At 44.3% G+C, this 16,912-nt stretch carries 19 protein-coding genes; 8 read left to right on the top strand and 11 right to left on the bottom strand.

What is annotated here, in order from left to right; genetic code table 11:
- Positions 1–19: 19 nt before the first annotated feature.
- From fis to prmA, 3 genes are all read right to left on the bottom strand, one after another.
- Entirely contained in the window at positions 20–313 is a 294-nt protein-coding gene (gene fis / locus ACYX4W_RS02690; RefSeq protein ID WP_012520109.1) for a DNA-binding transcriptional regulator Fis, read from the bottom strand.
- Between the two features lie 30 nt (positions 314–343).
- Complete coding sequence (dusB, locus tag ACYX4W_RS02685; RefSeq protein WP_476074600.1) at positions 344–1,342, bottom strand: tRNA dihydrouridine synthase DusB; 999 nt, start codon at positions 1,340–1,342, stop codon at positions 344–346.
- A gap of 370 nt (positions 1,343–1,712) precedes the next feature.
- On the bottom strand, positions 1,713–2,591 hold the full coding sequence (gene prmA, locus ACYX4W_RS02680) for a 50S ribosomal protein L11 methyltransferase (protein WP_476074599.1): 879 nt from the start codon (positions 2,589–2,591) through the stop codon (positions 1,713–1,715).
- Between the two features lie 208 nt (positions 2,592–2,799).
- Between prmA and ACYX4W_RS02675 the strand changes: the two genes are divergently transcribed.
- The 5 genes from ACYX4W_RS02675 (at position 2,800) to ACYX4W_RS02655 (ending at position 7,897) form a co-directional block, all read left to right on the top strand.
- Positions 2,800–3,561: a substrate-binding periplasmic protein gene (locus tag ACYX4W_RS02675; RefSeq protein WP_474803721.1), complete on the top strand. Its 762-nt coding sequence runs from the start codon at positions 2,800–2,802 to the stop codon at positions 3,559–3,561.
- A 168-nt stretch (positions 3,562–3,729) separates the two neighbouring features.
- Positions 3,730–5,355 carry an amidase gene (locus tag ACYX4W_RS02670; protein WP_476074598.1) on the top strand — a complete coding sequence of 542 codons (1,626 nt, stop codon included), beginning with the start codon at positions 3,730–3,732 and terminating at the stop codon, positions 5,353–5,355.
- A gap of 345 nt (positions 5,356–5,700) precedes the next feature.
- Positions 5,701–6,489, top strand: coding sequence for a hypothetical protein (locus ACYX4W_RS02665; protein WP_474856664.1), 789 nt, complete (start codon positions 5,701–5,703; stop codon positions 6,487–6,489).
- An 11-nt stretch (positions 6,490–6,500) separates the two neighbouring features.
- Positions 6,501–7,262, top strand: coding sequence for a hypothetical protein (locus ACYX4W_RS02660; RefSeq protein ID WP_476074597.1), 762 nt, complete (start codon positions 6,501–6,503; stop codon positions 7,260–7,262).
- Positions 7,259–7,897, top strand: coding sequence for a hypothetical protein (locus ACYX4W_RS02655; protein ID WP_476074596.1), 639 nt, complete (start codon positions 7,259–7,261; stop codon positions 7,895–7,897). Before ACYX4W_RS02660 ends, ACYX4W_RS02655 begins: the two co-directional genes overlap by 4 nt.
- 200 nt (positions 7,898–8,097) lie before the next feature.
- Here ACYX4W_RS02655 and ACYX4W_RS02650 read toward each other — a convergent pair whose 3' ends face one another.
- From ACYX4W_RS02650 to ACYX4W_RS02640, 3 genes are all read right to left on the bottom strand, one after another.
- Positions 8,098–8,391 carry a high-potential iron-sulfur protein gene (locus ACYX4W_RS02650; protein WP_118491294.1) on the bottom strand — a complete coding sequence of 98 codons (294 nt, stop codon included), beginning with the start codon at positions 8,389–8,391 and terminating at the stop codon, positions 8,098–8,100.
- A 222-nt stretch (positions 8,392–8,613) separates the two neighbouring features.
- On the bottom strand, positions 8,614–9,243 hold the full coding sequence (locus tag ACYX4W_RS02645; RefSeq protein ID WP_476074595.1) for a flavin reductase family protein: 630 nt from the start codon (positions 9,241–9,243) through the stop codon (positions 8,614–8,616).
- Entirely contained in the window at positions 9,236–9,427 is a 192-nt protein-coding gene (locus ACYX4W_RS02640) for a zinc ribbon domain-containing protein (RefSeq protein ID WP_105932532.1), read from the bottom strand. The genes ACYX4W_RS02645 and ACYX4W_RS02640 overlap by 8 nt, the downstream gene beginning before the upstream one ends.
- 172 nt (positions 9,428–9,599) lie before the next feature.
- On the opposite strand from ACYX4W_RS02640, the gene ACYX4W_RS02635 reads away from it, so the two are divergent.
- The 3 genes from ACYX4W_RS02635 (at position 9,600) to ACYX4W_RS02625 (ending at position 12,531) form a co-directional block, all read left to right on the top strand.
- Positions 9,600–9,905 (top strand): hypothetical protein, encoded by a 306-nt coding sequence (locus ACYX4W_RS02635; protein WP_476074594.1) that lies wholly within the window; start codon positions 9,600–9,602, stop codon positions 9,903–9,905.
- A 118-nt stretch (positions 9,906–10,023) separates the two neighbouring features.
- Positions 10,024–12,168, top strand: coding sequence for an exonuclease domain-containing protein (locus ACYX4W_RS02630; RefSeq protein WP_476074593.1), 2,145 nt, complete (start codon positions 10,024–10,026; stop codon positions 12,166–12,168).
- A gap of 99 nt (positions 12,169–12,267) precedes the next feature.
- Positions 12,268–12,531 (top strand): TIGR03643 family protein, encoded by a 264-nt coding sequence (locus tag ACYX4W_RS02625; RefSeq protein WP_179984972.1) that lies wholly within the window; start codon positions 12,268–12,270, stop codon positions 12,529–12,531.
- A gap of 54 nt (positions 12,532–12,585) precedes the next feature.
- Here the strand turns inward: ACYX4W_RS02625 and ACYX4W_RS02620 are convergent, their stop codons facing one another.
- The 5 genes from ACYX4W_RS02620 to aroQ form a co-directional block, all read right to left on the bottom strand.
- Positions 12,586–13,026, bottom strand: coding sequence for a hypothetical protein (locus ACYX4W_RS02620; RefSeq protein WP_474803736.1), 441 nt, complete (start codon positions 13,024–13,026; stop codon positions 12,586–12,588).
- 299 nt (positions 13,027–13,325) lie between these two features.
- Complete coding sequence (locus tag ACYX4W_RS02615) at positions 13,326–14,201, bottom strand: hypothetical protein (protein ID WP_476075435.1); 876 nt, start codon at positions 14,199–14,201, stop codon at positions 13,326–13,328.
- Between the two features lie 423 nt (positions 14,202–14,624).
- Positions 14,625–15,968 carry an acetyl-CoA carboxylase biotin carboxylase subunit gene (gene accC, locus ACYX4W_RS02610; protein WP_118491308.1) on the bottom strand — a complete coding sequence of 448 codons (1,344 nt, stop codon included), beginning with the start codon at positions 15,966–15,968 and terminating at the stop codon, positions 14,625–14,627.
- 14 nt (positions 15,969–15,982) lie between these two features.
- Positions 15,983–16,450 (bottom strand): acetyl-CoA carboxylase biotin carboxyl carrier protein, encoded by a 468-nt coding sequence (accB, locus tag ACYX4W_RS02605; RefSeq protein ID WP_015068439.1) that lies wholly within the window; start codon positions 16,448–16,450, stop codon positions 15,983–15,985.
- 14 nt (positions 16,451–16,464) lie between these two features.
- The gene (gene aroQ, locus ACYX4W_RS02600; RefSeq protein WP_474803741.1) at positions 16,465–16,905 is read right to left on the bottom strand and encodes a type II 3-dehydroquinate dehydratase; all 441 of its coding nucleotides are present in this window, start codon (positions 16,903–16,905) and stop codon (positions 16,465–16,467) included.
- Positions 16,906–16,912: the final 7 nt, after the last annotated feature.

Raw genomic sequence — 16,912 nt, 5'->3', positions numbered from 1 at the left:
GGGCAAAGCCCTTGGAATCTTAGTTCATGCCGTATTGCTTAAGCTTCTTGCGAAGTGTGCCACGGTTGATGCCCATCATGATGGCAGCGCGGGTTTGATTGCCGCGTGTGTAAGTCATGACTTCTTCTAGCAGCGGCGCTTCAACTTCAGCCAGTACCATTTCGTACAGGTTATCGATGTTTGCGTTATCCAATTGCTTAAGGTACTTGTTAACCGCTTGCTTTACAGAGTCACGCAGTGGCTTTTGAGCTTGCGTTTGTGAAGGCGTAGTTACTGTAGTAGTAAAAGGTGAAGTCACGTTTTGATCGAACATAATACTGTGTTGCTCTTAAGTTAGTCATCACTATGCTGCGGGAGAGATCTGTCGGGTCTCTCGTGTCTGCAGCGCTTGAAAATATGCATTTAGTGCATCGAGTTGCTCATTCGCGTCATCGATAGCGTTAAACGTTTTACGAAACTGACGATCCGTATCGTGCTCCGCGAGATACCAGCCCACGTGCTTACGGGCAATTCTTACACCGGCTATGTCGCCATAAAAGTCCTGCACATTAGCTACATGCTCGTGCAAGAGTTCATATAACTCTGACAGTGGCGGTGCTGGTAGGTTCTCGCCCGTTTCAAGATAATGTTGGATCTGTTTAAAAATCCAAGGCTTACCTTGCGCGCCGCGACCTATCATTACGCCATCTGCACCAGTGTAATTCAGCACCTCTTGTGCTTTCTCTGGAGAAGTAATGTCACCATTTGCAATAACCGGAATTGATATTGCCGCCTTTATTTGACGTATGGTGTCGTACTCCGCTTCTCCCTTATACATACAAGCTCGCGTTCTGCCATGAACAGCAAGCGACTGTATGCCGTTTTGCTCTGCAATGTGGGCAATGTCTACCCCATTGCGATTTTCTGGGTTCCAGCCGGTGCGAATTTTCAGCGTCACGGGTACGTCAACAGCATTAACTACTGCTTTAATAATCGCTTCCACTGTTTCTGGGTATTGAAGCAGCGCAGAACCTGCTAGCTTCTTATTGACCTTCTTGGCAGGACAACCCATGTTGATGTCGATGATTTGCGCACCGTTATCTACATTAAATTGTGCTGCTTGAGCCATAAGCTCAGGGTCAGCCCCAGCTATCTGTACAGAGCGAATGCCTTCTTCACCCTCATGATTCATACGCGCCTGTGATTTGGCTGTGTTCCAAACCTTCGGATTACTCGAAAGCATTTCTGAAACAACAAGCCCTGCACCTAAGCGCTTACAAAGTTGGCGAAACGGTCTGTCTGTTACGCCAGCCATGGGGGCCAACATCAAATTGTTTTCTAACTCGTAAGGTCCAATTCGCATTGTAAAATGTATAGCTCGCCATCTAAAACTGCACAGAAAATATACACCCGGCTAAAACGGGGCGCTAAGTGTACGTGTTTTCGCAAGGCTTGAAAAGGCTAAAAATCACACAAAATTTCACTTCGTGGTCTTGACAGTGAAAAAAATCTGTCACATTAGTAAGCTAACGCCGATTTTTAGACTAATTATTGTACGAAAGTCTTACAGCCCCCGATTTGAAAGGGCTGTAATGTGAAAAAAATTAACAAATTATTAGATGCTGACGATTTTTATCGTATGAATTTTCGTCGCAATATTGCGGTGGTTTACCGTAAAGACTCTTATTTGACTAGACGTAAAAATAACCGTCTAGTCAATTTTATAATCGCGCTTAGTGTTTTTTGCCCGACACTCGCGCCCATTCTCCATCAATGGCGCTGGGCTCAAGCGTGATATCGCTAGCATAGGCGTCTTCAATTCGAGTTACTTGCTCTGCCAGTATGCCGGAAAGCACTAACAAGCCGTCTTTTTTGCAATAGTTAGTAATAACGCTTTGCAGTTCCAGTAACGGACCAGACAATATATTGGCCATAACCACATCGGCTTCTAGTTCAGGTTGGTCTTCTGGTAGATATACATCCAGGCGGTCTTCGACGCCATTGCGGCGTGCGTTTTCTTTTGTGGCTTGCAGGGCTTGCGGGTCAATATCAATACCAATAACGCGCTTAGCACCTAGTTTTAATGCAGCCAGCGCTAAAATGCCTGAACCACAGCCAAAATCGACCACAGTTTTATCTGTCATATCTATGCCGTCTAACCAACGTAGACACAGTGCAGTAGTAGGGTGCGTACCCGTGCCAAAAGCAAGGCCTGGGTCCAACATAACGTTAACGGCATCAGGGTCTGGAACGTCGCGCCAGCTTGGGCAAATCCACAGGCGCTCGCCAAACTGCATTGGGTGGAAATTATCCATCCACTCTCGTTCCCAGTCTTTATCTTCAAGCGGCTCTAGCTTGTATTTAAAGTCTGGGCCAAGCACTTTAGCTTTACCTAGGCGCTGCAGAATACTTTTTATATCCGCATCTGCTTCAAACAAACCCACTACTTGTGTGTCTGGCCACAGTAACACTTCACCCGGCTTGGGTTCGTACATTGGGGTGTCTTTCGCGTCGACATAGGTAACCGCCTGCGAGCCATTTGCAGTTAGCATGTCACCTATTGATTCCGCGTATTCAGAAGAAGTATTAATTCGAAGTTGTAGCCAAGCCATATTTATCGTTCGTTGGGACCTTTGCGGGTTATTGTACCTTTGCTTGGCGTTAAACAAAATGAAAGCACGTGAAAAGCGCAAACAAACGGCGTTATTTGTTTGAGTCAGTGGGGCTTAAGTACCTTAGCCTTTTGTCCACTGGTATGAATTGATAATGCGCCTATAGTAGTTATCAATGCGGTTCGATTGTAAAGTTAACCGGAGTTTTATGCGTATTCTTATCCCTTTTTTGTGTGCTGTTGCCATTGCTTTGCCTGCTAAAGCCCGTGAATTAGACGTGGTGGTTGGCTGGAACAAGCCACCCTATGTTATTTCTCAAGAACACAGCGGTTTTGAAATTGACCTGGTAAGAGCCATATTAGCAGAAATGGGGCATACGCTTTCGCCCATCTATGTTCCATTTGGGCGTACTGCTCGGCTTCTAAAAGATAGTACTGTGGATATAGGCCTTACACAAAGCGCAGCGCACAATGTGGACGATTCTGTTCTTTCCGACCCCTACATTATTTATCAAAATGTTGTTGTGACAAAAACGCAAAATAACTTTGTCATCAATGATGTTAATGGACTTAAAGGTAAGCGTGTCATTGGGTTTCAAACTGCACAATCGGTATTAGGTGAAGAGTTCAAGCAAGCATTAGCGCTAGAGCCAATGTATATGGAAATGGCAAGGCAAGACCGGCAGGTCGATATGCTCATGCTCGATCATGTGGACGCGATTGTTTTAGATAGAAACATTTTCAACTACTTCAAGTCTCAAAACAGCGCTTATGTTGAAGAGGAGACAGAATTCCATGAATTATTTCCTATCTCAATATATCGCGCGGCTATACCCAATCCAAAGCTGAGAGCAGAGTTTAATTCAGCCCTTCATCGCTTTATTGCAGGTGGTCGGTATCAATTACTGCTCAATGAATATCAGCTTGATAATCTGCTTCACAAGCTGCCAAAGGCGCCCACCAAACTGTAATTGCGTATTTTATCGTGTAGACAGTGAACCATTTTTGATTCAACGTATATCAAACGTAGCAATACGTTTATGTCCGTCACTTTTTACCTAACCGTAGATAAGGCACGATGGTAAAAAAATCATCGCATAAGAACGTTTTCATAAAAACAATGCGTTAAGGAAAGCTCTATGTTGAAACAGTGGTATGTACTGGCTGTCACTTTGCTGTGCACCGCCTGTGTGTCGCAATCGCACCGTGAAAATAGTGATAATAAAAAGTGGCTAGATGAGCCAGCATATCTGCAGGTGCAGGCTATCGTTAATGGCGATACTACATCGACAGAGTTGGTCAGTGGTTATCTAGCGCGAATTGAGCAGTTAGATAAAAAGCCCAACAGCGTTTTAGCGCTAAATCCTAATGCATTAGCAGAAGCTAAATCAATCGATAAACAAATAGCCAGTGGAGCGGCATTAGGCCCGTTAGCCGGTATTCCCGTATTGCTTAAGGACAATATTGAAAGCGCAGAAATGCCCACAACAGCAGGTTCTATGGCGCTAATTAATAACGACACCGCACGAGATGCCCCCATTGTGGCGAAGCTAAAAGCAGCGGGCGCGATCATTCTAGGTAAAACAAATTTGTCTGAGTGGGCAAATTTTCGTTCTGAATCATCGATAAGCGGTTGGAGCGCAGTGGGTGGCTTAACTCGAAACCCTCACATATTATCAAGAAGTGCATGCGGTTCGTCGTCTGGCTCCGGCGCAGCGATGTCGCTTCGATTAGCGTCACTTGCCGTAGGTACTGAAACCAATGGTTCTATAATCTGCCCAGCATCTAGTAACGGTGTAGTGGGCTTCAAGCCAACCGTTGGTTTACTTTCAAGAACGCACATTGTACCCATTTCATTCAGCCAAGATACGGCCGGACCCATGACAACCAACGTTCAAGACGCATGGCTGATGACAGCGGTAATGGCTGGCGAAGATGCAAGCGATAGTGCTACTGAAAATACAGCTTCCCATCGACCTGACATGCCTTCATCGGAAATGTTGGCAACAGATTTAAAAGGCAAACGCATTGGCGTTGTCAGGTATCGTCAAGGTGATAACCCTCATGTACTGGAAGTTTACGAAAGCGCGCTAAATCAGTTAAAAGCATCGGGTGCTACGCTGGTGGATATAAGTGATTTTTCACAGCCTGATTCCTTTTGGGCCGACTCTTACAATGTTTTACTCAGCGAATTCCATCACAGCATCAACGAATATTTGTCGGGCTCGCCAGCAGAGATCCCTGTAAGAAATCTATCTGAGCTTATTGCTTTTAACAACCAAACCGAGCGAGAGCTAGCGTTATTCAATCAAGATATTTTTGAAAAGTCGCTAGACGCTGCGCCTATTGATAGCGAAGCATATCAAAGCGCCCTTCGCCTTATTCAAGATACAGCGGGCAAAAACGGTATTGACACATTGCTAGCAAAACACGACGTGGATGTATTAGTTGCGCCTTCAAACAGCCCTTCATTTTTAATCGACGGTGTATATGGCGATCATTCGCCAGCTGGTTTCATTGGTATAGGCTATTTAGCCGCTGTTGCCGGCTATCCACATCTCACAGTACCAGCGGGTGAAGTGAAAGGTCTTCCAGTAGGTATTAGCTTTATCGGAGGTAAGTGGCAGGATGAAAATGTGCTGAAAATAGGCAAAGTTTTTGAAGCAAAACATAGCTTCTTTATTAAGCCCGGCCTTTTACCAACCCGTTTTGCCAACTCAAGTTTAAAAGGTATTGATGAAGGGGTTCAAGTAACCGCTAAGTAATAGTAATTACTTGTAACTTAAAATCTGTTAAAAGATGTTAAACGGGTAAGCCTTGATGATTAAAGTGACTCAAATTATTTGAGCATTTCAGGTAATGAGAGTCATTTTATGTTCTGGCCACAATTTCAAAAAATAAGTTAAAAAAATGTGGTTAAATTTTGAGCAATGTGTAAGGCTTATGCTTGTTGACTTGAACGGTACGTCTTTTCAGACAGCCAAATTGCGGACATTGTTCATTGCCTGAATTCGCTTGGCGAGAAGAAGTGTAGTGGAGAGGTCAACACATATAAACAATGACTGCGGTAAATGTCACTTCATTCTAGATTATCACTATGGAGGTGTATTATGTCTGGAACTTCTGAAGCAGTTACTCAGGCCACGAGACTAAGCGAAATTGGATTCCCTGAATTTACGACTAAACTCATAACCGATGTGTTTGACGCCTTAATCTCTAGCAACATCCGCCAAACCGAAGCTTATATCGAGCTTCTCCAACAAACTAGCAAATCGCTTACTTCCTTTATCAATGACACCAAAGACGATATTAGTGGTGACATGATTTTAGATTTTTTAGCACGTGCGTTACCTGCTGATGTGGACGATCAAGAGAAGGTTACCGCTGTTGAAAATAACGGAGGAAACGCCACATTAGATCAAGCACAAGCTGATGCGTTAAATAAAGCACTTGAAACCCCGGCAGAAGCGGGAGTAGCCGACAATAATCAAGTTGCTGTAGATGGTCAAAATTCGTATGACGCTATTCTAGATGCGGTAGCGAAGCGAATATCGGTGAATAAATACGACATGCTTAAAGAAATGGTCAAGCAAGGAATCTTGCGCTTGGTCATTGAGAATGGTGATATAGAAACGCGTTTAACGTTTACAACCTATGGTTCGTCTTTCAGCCGAGAAACACAAAACAAATACAACCGCAAAGCGTTTTCTGCACAAGCTCGTGCTAAAACTGGCTCTATTTTATCTCGGTGGGTCAAAGCATCGGCATCAACTAAGTATTCGAATGTGACAGTAACGACAACGAGTAAAGTTGATCAAGATAGATCAGGCTCAAGAGTAAATATTTTTGGTGGTGTGAAAATTAACTTCCGCACCGATTATTTACCGCTAGATCAGTAAGGAAACGCGCCATGTCAAACTCAGCTCTTAATGAGCTGGGTTTTGCCGAGTTTGTGGCAAAGCTCATCTCAGATACGTTTGGTGCGGTTCTCGCATCGCAAATCGAACAACAAGATAAAATATCAGAACTAAGCAGTCTATTGTCACTTTCAGACGACGAGTTTGTTGCAATATGTATGCAAGACGATGAACTTGTTTTCCAATTAGAAGAGAATCTCAAACATCGGTATCCGTTTGATAGCGATACAGAGCACGCGGTCTACAAGGGCGCACCGTATCAAGCACCGACGCAACAAAAAGAAGAGTCCCCCCCATTTTTTAAAGACCTAGGAATTTCACTAGAGGAAAAACAGGACTTTTCAGGCAAAAAATTAACCGAAGAAGGAGCAAAGAAAGTAAAAATAGCTGTCATGCTAAAGATTGCACAAAAGCAACGGCAATTACTCTCTGGTGTTTTGACAAACGGCATTCCTAAGCTGTCTGTCGATCATGGTAAGATCAATGCTAAGCTCACTTTTAGCATGAAGGACGATAGTTCTCAGGGAGAGGAGGAAGAGAGCAACTCAGCACCGAATAGCAACGCAACAATAAACAGAAACTTAACTCTGAGTAATTTGTCAGTAGCCAATCGTTTTGCCGGGGTTATCGATACGTCAAAACTGACAAAAACAAGGCTTAACATTACGCCTGCAAGTAATCGCGCACCGCAAGACGCTCAAAGTAGCGCCAACATCTACAGCGAAGTAGAAATTCACTTCAAGTCCATTTTATGAGTACTTCTACTGACGTACAGAGCTTAATTTGGTTGATACATGCTGAAATGGCAACGGTAATGAATACCATAGCCGGTCAGCAGTCTAGTTTCGGTGTAGAGAGTATCCGAGTAAGAATGGGCCAGCTAACCGATGACGAAAGTAATAGTGAAGCCGCACCTCAACTTGATCTCCAACGCTACCCGCTTGCACAAGATGGGTGGTTACTAGACGTCCATTATAATGTTCACTCTATGGACACACCTTTGGTGCCAGCGAAGTGGAAAGGCTTAAAAAGCGATATTGAGGTCATTCGCCTTCAAGGCGTTGGTCCACAACTTACCAAGCGACTGCACAAGTTGCAGATCTTTACCATCGATGAACTTAGTCGTATGAAAGCTGAATTAGTCAAGGCTCACGAACTGAGGCAGTATCAAACGATAGCTGCATTAGCCTTATCGTTGCCACCCATCGCATTAACTTCTGAAATCCTTAAAAACTCGCCGCTATGGTTAATTGACAATGAATCATGGTTAAGCACACAAGTGTCTTCAAAAAGCCATCTCCGAGCACTTTCAACTTGGCTGCGGCAGTTAGAGGTTTGTTTGGACAATAAGTGGCTATCTCGTGTTTCGCTAAATGAAATTGTTGGTTGAATACGCCCAATGTTTTTAGTTCAGCGAAAAATAGTCATCATTTCATTTTGTTGGTCACTACACACGATAGGTCACTACACACGATAGATAGGCGGACTTGGCTAGCGTACGTGCTGATACTTACACGACTGTTTATAACTTAACAAAACGCCCGACTAACAATAGACGGGCGCTAAGTGAAGTTACAATGGTTAAAGTTGTTAACCTGGCTTTTTAACCCAAGCGCTACACCAGCCATCAGCGTTAACCAGCTTATTAGGGAAAATGTTACAAGGGCGATATTGTTCGCCATCGGCACCCTGCACGTACATGCAGTTTGCACATTTTGCACCTTCAACGGTTGAAGACGGTGTGTAGTTTAATGCTTTCGCAGTTGGGTCATCTGCGCTCAATTGTTCTTGAGCTTGCGCACGTAACGCTACACCACCTAATGTAAGACCGATAACTGTAGAGCCAGACAGTTTTAAAAAGTCACGGCGGTTTACAGATTTCATAACATTCTCCTTAAGAGATAGAAACGATAATGATTCTTTTTTATTCAGTGTCTTAAACGCAAAAACCTGCCCAAAGAGGCAGGTTTTGTGTAATGTTTAAATACTATCTCTTTTTGAAAAAAGATCGAATGAAATGTCTTATTTTCACTTGATCTAGATTAAATAAACTTCAGAGTAATAATACCCGATAGTAATTATCAGACCCTTCTATCTGCTACAAGTTCATTTTTTAGCTAAGGGGACTCCGGGTTTGGCGTAGGCAAACTGTGCAACACGCGTAGTGTTATGATAGCTATCTAATCCAGAAATACAGGCAGTGTTTGCTTTTTCTATATCGGCGTATCCGTCTTCATCAATAATGCTCTCTGGCATATGAAGCTCTTGAATTTCTCCAATAACCATTTCGGTTTCGTTAAGCAGTTTTAAATGTTGCGCCACTTTTAAGCCCATCTTGATTTCGCTTTCTTTAACAAACGGTGCACTAAATGACTCGCTAAACTGCGGCGTTAAACCCACAGCTTCAAATTCGCTCTCATCTGGAGCATAGCGAGCAGACGTTTGGTGCGCTTTGTCTACCCAATCAGTCGACACGTGATTTAGCGTGTAAAAGCCGTGTTGCTTAATATTGCTAAGGGTATCTCGTACCACAGTATGTGGGCGCATTATCATGCCTATAAGTGGCGGGTTAGCACCCACATGAACGATCGAGCTTACAATGGCTAAATTGTTGGTGTTTCCGTTTGTGGTACCCACTAACGTAGCCGACTTAAAGCCAGACAAGCTATTGACTAGATTAGCTCGGTATCGCTGTGCAAGCGCATCTATCTCGCTGCGTGTAAACTGCTTAGTCATTTTCTCGTTCTGCCTCAATTTGAATGTCGTCACCATGCTGATAAGTGGTCAACTCTATAGGTTGGCAGCAGACCTGACAGTCGAGTACTTGGACTTGACCCACATCGTTGACCTCATCTATCTCAACGTCATTAGGCGCCATACAGTAAGGGCAGGAGAAGCCCATGGAACGGGTTAAACTCATATTTCATTGCCTTATTAATCATGAATAGTGTTTATTACGTAATGCTAAGACGAGTGGATTTTCTTTAGCAAAATACCCCGTTATTTATGAAAAGAACGCGCTGAGGCAATCGCAATAGCCATTATTAAATGAAAGGCTTAATAATTAGCCCGAATAAACAGCAGCAAGGTGAATGAATAGAGGTGATGGTGTGGCAAATAAAGTAGGAAACTGCCCGTGTTGTAATAGAGAAACGCGACTTACTTATCATCATCTTATCCCGAAAAAAATGCACCGACGCACCTATTTCAAAAGGCACTTTAGCAAAGCCGAACTGCAGCACGGTATTTATATTTGTAGGCAGTGCCATAGCGGCATACATCGCTTTTATGATGAGATGACATTGGCCAAGCACTATTTTAATTTACAACGCTTACTAGATGACGAGCAGCTTTCAACGTTCTTTCAGTGGGTGTCTAAACAGCGAGTGCGTGTTTAATAAATGGCTTGGTCTAATACCGGCCAGTAGACTTTAAATACATTCGATATGGATTTAATTTGATTAACTTGGCTGTATAAATATACACTACTGGTGTTTTCATAGCCAAAGATACCTCATGCGAAAAGATTTACCGCCACGTTATTACCTCACACATTTTCACGAGTTCCTTAAGTTCTTTGAAGGTGTTAACAGCATGCTTTTGAGTGATGAGGCAGCTGATTTTGTTGAGCGCTTCAACGCATTAAACGATGATAAAAAATGTATTGTGGTGCGCGCTGCAAATCGCAAATATGCGGTTATTGACAGAACCCAGTTTAACTACGGCGAAATAACCGAGCCGCAAGCACAAATAGATTGTCTCATTGATAGCGGGTGGTTTGGCGACCTTTCGAACGCGTCGCTTAATGATATCGCCGGCGTTCTAACCAAAGATGCGTTGTTGGCGCTTCTTGCTGAATACGGCAGTACGCAGGGGCTCGCGTCTCTCACTAAGCCTAAACTCGTGACGTTACTTAATGAACATATCGGTGCTAGAGGCTGGCCAGAGAGCTTTTCGCTAAACAACTATTTAGTGTGTCTATTTGATAATGCGCTTCGCTATTTACTGTTTATCTATTTCGGTAATACCAAAAGCCGTCTGAATCAGTTTTCTATGCGCGATCTCGGTGTAATGAGAACCCGCTCCGATTCGGTAACCGATACTGCACGCTTTGAAAGTAAAAGCGATGCGCAAGCAGCTTGGTTTTACGCCAACCACTATAGCCAGCTAGCCTTTTATAACAATGATATGTTACTTGCCTTAGCGGATAGTGATTTCCCTGCTACAGAAGGTGTGTCAGCCAGTTTCTATCGCGATCAGCTGCTTTACGCACTTGGGCTTAAAGTGTTGGCTTTCGATAGGGCCAAAGGGTTAGACATTTTAAAACTAGCGCAAAGCGATAAAGCGAAAGAAAAGTGGCTAAGAGAGAGCTATAAAGACGGACAAGAAGATGACGTCAAACAAGCTCTTGAGGGCATTATTGATAATCCTCAATCTGATACGCTATTAGCGTTTGCCGAAGATTTTTATGCCCGTAAATACCATAAAAAGCGTACCAGTACCGTTACCGATATGCTACGAAATGCAAGCAGGTCGTTAGATATTGATGTAAGCCAAAATCAGCAGGTAGAACGCGGCGTATTGGCCCATTATGCAAGGCAAGGCGCAGAAGGCTGGCGCACAGAAAACCGTTTGTGGCGAAGTTTATTCGGTCTTACTTTTTGGAAGCAACTTTACGAAGAAGATACGCTGGTTACTGAGTTCGATCGCAGGCCATTATCGCTTAAGCAAAATAACTTTTACGCCAAGTTTGAGCAAAGTATTGAAGCACTGCTGCTTGCCCTTGATAGCAAAGAGAAACTGCGCTTGCACATTCATAAAATGGCCACAATGCACTATGGCAAAGTGAACAGCCTGTTTATGTGGTCAAGCCATTTGCTTACGCCTTTAGAGGCTCTGATAGAACACGGTTCTCTCGACAGTATCTATGCTTTACTTCGCATGATGTGTAAAGATTTTGAAAGCCTGCGCGATGGTTTCCCCGACATTATGGTGTTTGACGGCGCGCTTCGCTTTGAAGAGATAAAAGCGCCGGGCGATCAGCTTCGTCGAAACCAATTGGTTTCCATTCAGCGTTTGCAGCAAGCCGGGTTTGACGTTGCTGTAACGACAGTGAATTGGGTGCGGGACCCAGCTCAACCCTATGTCGTAGTGGATATTGAGACTACCGGTGGAAACAATAGTTATAACCGCATTACCGAAATAGGCATGGTTAAACTAGTCGGCGGTGAAGAGGTCGATAGATTTCAAACCTTGTTGAATCCGCAGCGCAGAATTCCTAGTAACATAACCCGTCTTACCGGGATTTCGGATGACATGGTGGCAGACGCGCCGCTGTTTGCTGAAGTTGCAGAACAGGTGGAGCGCTTTACTGAAGACGCTGTGTTTGTTGCCCATAATGTGAACTTTGACTATGGCTTCATTAAACAAGAGTTTGCGCGACTAGAGCAGCACTTCAGGCGACCTAAAATGTGCACCGTTCGCGAGATGCGCCGCACTTACCCCGGGCTGCCATCTTACTCACTGGCTAACCTAACCAAGCACTTCCATATCGAAATGGAACAGCACCACCGCGCGTTAAGTGATGCCAAGGCTGCTGCCGAGTTGTTAAAGCTGGCGTTTGAGAAAGATGATGAATTGACGGGTCTGTCGGCGAATTAATAACGTTGTTATTAAACTTTTTAGCATATGGGCACTGAACAAAATGCGCGTAAACTCAGTATTGAGTTGAGTTATAACGTGCATATTGAGATGTAAAACATGGCATTAACTGAAGAACAAGAATCACGAGTTATTGAAATGGCGTGGGAAGATCGTACGCCGTTTGAAGCAATTGAACGTTTATACGGGCTGCCGGAAAAAGACGTGATAAAGCTTATGCGTAAGAACCTTAAACAAAAAACCTTTAAAAACTGGCGTGAGCGCGTGTCGGGCAGAAAAACTAAACACGCGAGCTTGCGCCCAGAAGGAGTGGATAGGGGTTATTGTCCTTCGCAGTACAAATATAAAAGTGCCAATAAGTAATTTTGATAAGTATTTGTTTGGCGTTACCAGTCTGACAACGTGAATTAGCCCAAGTTACTTCTTTGGCGGAGTAATAGTGGTTATAGGTAAAAGAAACGCGGTTAGTTCTTGGCGCAAAGGCGTTGGGAAGACAACCGTGTTTTCTGATTGCAGAATGCTCTTCGCATGGTGAACCTGACGTAAAAGATTTTGGTAGGTTTCATCATTTTGCTGCAATGCTTCAACCTTACTCATCATGAGTTCTATAAACTCGGCAGTGGATAAATCGTCGTGCTGCCTAATTTCAAAAGCAAGCGCTTTGAGAACATAGGCCTCCCACTCTTTTCTGTAGCTCTCTTTTAAGCGTTCAGGGTATATCGCCAAATCCGCAATATCTTGCGCTAAATCTACAATATCAAGTGGAGCATCGAATAAAACCCGAAATGCAAGAAGCACTTCATCAGAAAGGCGAGAAATGGGAAGTTTTTCTTTGAACTGAGCGTAGCGGCTTGGCACAAGAACACCTTTTTGTTGCGGGTAAAACTTAAAGCTTTTTAGCCATGGACCTAATAATCCTGACTAACTTACTTCGCCTGATTTTAGTAAAACCAATAGCTGGATGAAAGTAGGCTAGGTTAAAAATACGTAATCTGAAATAACTGAACGTATTGGCAGACCAGCTCGTAATCTATTATGCACTGTTAAAGTGTGTACGCGTTCTTGCTGTTTGGCCCATCGTTTGATGGGCCTTTTTTATTTGGCTTAGCCGTTCTCGTGATATCAGTTGTGTTAAGGCGCTGAAGAGCGTCAGTCGCTTAACTCTCAAAGGAAAGCTTTACGCCGGCCAGTAACCGACTCACGCTATCTACAACATCCGCTCTGACAAACCACTCGACATCATGCTTTTCAGATAATACGCCGCTAAATTCCAGCGAGCCACCGTGACCTGTTCCCAAGAAATCTTCAATTAGTTCAGCGCGTTCGCCAAAGTCGCTGTCTATGTAGGAGTAGTATGCGAAGTATTCTATAGGGTATGACGTGTTAAACGCACTGGCTGCAAATTCGCCGCTGGTGCCCACTACAACTTTTCCGGCACTTTCATCAATACGCTGCACTAATTCAACAAACGCCGTATCTTCGTCGTTTACTCGAAACCGATATTCTGCACGAGCGAATGTACCGCCGAGCATTTTTTCAAAACTGGCCTCATAACTGTGGCGTTGGCCCATTTTTGCTGAGTACTCTACTTCGAAATATTCATCTTCTCCCCCAATATTAAAGGCTTCAGACGCTTCTGCGTTAGCTAGTTGGCCAACTACTACTTCAATGGCGGTGTCGTTTTGTAATTGCCTCACGTGACGTACCCCGGTTATCCAACCATCTTTTGATAAGCCGGTGGAAGAAACACGCCCTTTGTAAGTCGGTATAATGCCTAACTCGGTTTTGCCGTAATCGTTCTCGTGCCTTAAATAAAGTCGTCTCGCATAGAGGTAATCAGTGTTATCGCTGCCGAAGGTATTGTGGCTTGATGAAAAGTCATCGCCCGTAACAACAAAGCTGTTTACTGACCACGTTGAGGTGATTGCTAGAGAGGGATAGTAGCGCAATCGGTATTGTTCTCTGCTAGGGCGATTAGAGCGTTCATCGTATCGAACTTGAATGTCTAGCTTCTGTGAGAAGGAAGGCGACATTGGCTCTGCGAGAGCGTCAGTTCCAGTAACAATGATGAGTGGTAAAACAAGAAAAACCGGTTTTCGCACTTATTGAACCCTACACGGCATGACTAATTAGTTTATACATTAAATCTAATTAATTGGCGCAAATAAATTGCAATGTAATGGGAAAAAGGCAAAAAAAAGCCGGCAGGGATGCCGGCAATAAGTGGAGTGGGACTCCAATAAGGGTAAACACACAAAAAGTTTCAAACTCAGGGAGATGTCTTAAAACTTGTATGCAGTATAGAGCCAATTTTTAAATAGGAAAATCGTTAAAAATTGATTGTGGTAATCGGAAAATTAGAATGTTATGAATAGCGAATAGCGAATAGCGAATAGCGAATAGCGAAGGTAGAAAATTGGGCTACACAAAAGACACTGTGCAGCCCAAAGGGGGGATTAGGCTAAACCTAGCTTCTTCTCTAGGTAGTGGATGTTGGTTCCACCTGCGAAGAAGTTTTCATCGGCCATAATGGCGCGCTGAAGAGGGATATTTGTTTTTATGCCCTCAACCACAATCTCTTCAAGAGCATGGCGCATACGAGCAATCGCTTCGTCGCGGCTTTCACCATAGGTGATAAGCTTGCCAATCATTGAATCGTAGTAAGGTGGCACGTGGTAGCCTGCGTAGATATGCGACTCCCAACGAATACCCAAACCACCTGGCGCATGGAACATATCGATAGGACCAGGGCTAGGAATAAAGGTTTGTGGATCTTCTGCGTTAATTCGGCATTCAATAGCGTGGCCACGAATTTGAATTTGCGACTGATCAATTGACAGTGGCTGACCTGCGGCAATGCGAAGTTGCTCTTTAATAAGGTCAACGCCGGTAATCATTTCAGATACTGGGTGCTCTACCTGAATACGGGTATTCATTTCAATGAAATAGAACTCGCCGTTTTCATATAGGAACTCGAACGTACCTGCGCCGCGATAACCAATTTCGATACAGGCTCTACGACAACGATCGCCAATTTTTGCACGCATTTGCTCAGAAATACCCGGTGCAGGCGCTTCTTCAACCACTTTCTGGTGACGACGCTGCATTGAACAGTCACGCTCACCTAGGTGAATGGCGTTGCCCTGTCCATCGGCTAATACCTGAATTTCTACGTGGCGCGGGTTTTCAAGGAATTTTTCCATGTAAACCGTTGCGTTACCAAAGGCTGCGCCAGCTTCCGCTTGCGTGGTCTCAATGGCTTTTACCAGTTCACTTTCGCTGCGAACTACGCGCATACCACGACCACCACCGCCGCCAGCGGCTTTAACAATGATTGGGTAACCAATGCGCTTTGCAATCGCTTTGTTGCGTTCAGCGTCGTCGGTTAGCGGGCCGTCAGAGCCAGGTACACAAGGTACGCCTGCCTTTTTCATGGCGTTGATAGCAGAAACTTTGTCACCCATAAGGTTGATAGTTTCAGCTTTAGGACCAATGAAAATAAAGCCGCTTTTTTCTACCGCTTCAGCAAAGTCTGCGTTTTCCGCTAGGAAACCGTAACCTGGGTGAATAGCGATTGAATTTGTGACCTCGGCCGCAGCGATAATGCGCGGTATATTAAGGTAGCTTTCGGTTGCCGATGCTTTACCAATACAAATTGATTCATCAGCTAGCAACACGTGCTTCAAGTTTTTATCCGCAGTCGAGTGCACAGCTACGGTTTTGATGCCCAGTTCTTTACAGGCTCTCAAAATACGTAGGGCAATCTCGCCTCGGTTAGCAATAAGTACTTTATCTAGCATAGTTAAGCACTCGCTTATTCAATGATGAACATTGGCTGGTCGAATTCTACAGGGTCTTGGTTTTCAACCAATATTGCCTTGACCACACCTGCTTTGTCTGCTTCGATTTGGTTCATCATCTTCATCGCTTCAACGATACAAAGCGTGTCGCCAACTTTTACTTGCTGACCAACTTCTGCAAATGGTTTTGCCGTTGGTGAAGATGCACGGTAGAACGTACCTACCATTGGAGACTTAACAACGTGACCGTCTGGCTGAGCTGGCTCTGCAGCAGGCGCTTCTGACGCTGTTGTTGCAGCGGCAGCTGGGGCAGGGGCCATTTGCGGTGCAGCTGGTGCTGCAAAGCTGTAGTTCATTGGCGCTTGAACACCTGTTGGACCACGGTGGATGCGTACAGACTCTTCGCCTTCAGTGATCTCTAGCTCGGCAATGCCAGATTCTTCCACTAGTTCGATGAGTTTTTTAATCTTTCTAATATCCATGTTCTGTCTCTGCTCTATTTTGGCGATTTCGGTAAATTGATTGCCGCAGTCAGCGCGAGCGAATAGCCCATGGCACCAAGGCCAACAATGACGCCAGCTGCAACATCAGAAAAATAAGAATGATGACGAAAAGGTTCACGGGCGTGAACGTTCGACAAATGCACTTCAATAAACGGAATATTGACACTTAACAATGCATCGCGAAGGGCGACACTGGTGTGCGTGAAGGCAGCAGGATTAATTATAATGGCATCAACAGTTCCCATAGCTGCGTGTACGCGGTCGATCAGTTCAAACTCAGCGTTAGATTGAAAATGCGTTAGGTTCACGTTGCTCGACGCAGCCTGCGCTTGCAAATCATCAACGATGTCTTGCAAGGTTTGCGTGCCGTATTTGTCGGGTTCTCTTTGGCCTAACATATTTAGGTTAGGACCGTTTAATAACAAAATATTCATCTAGTTT

Source organism: Alteromonas sp. ABH4_454 (assembly GCF_056311775.1).
The sequence above is the reverse complement of the archived record's forward strand: the minus strand, read 5'-3'. Positions and strand labels throughout refer to the sequence as shown.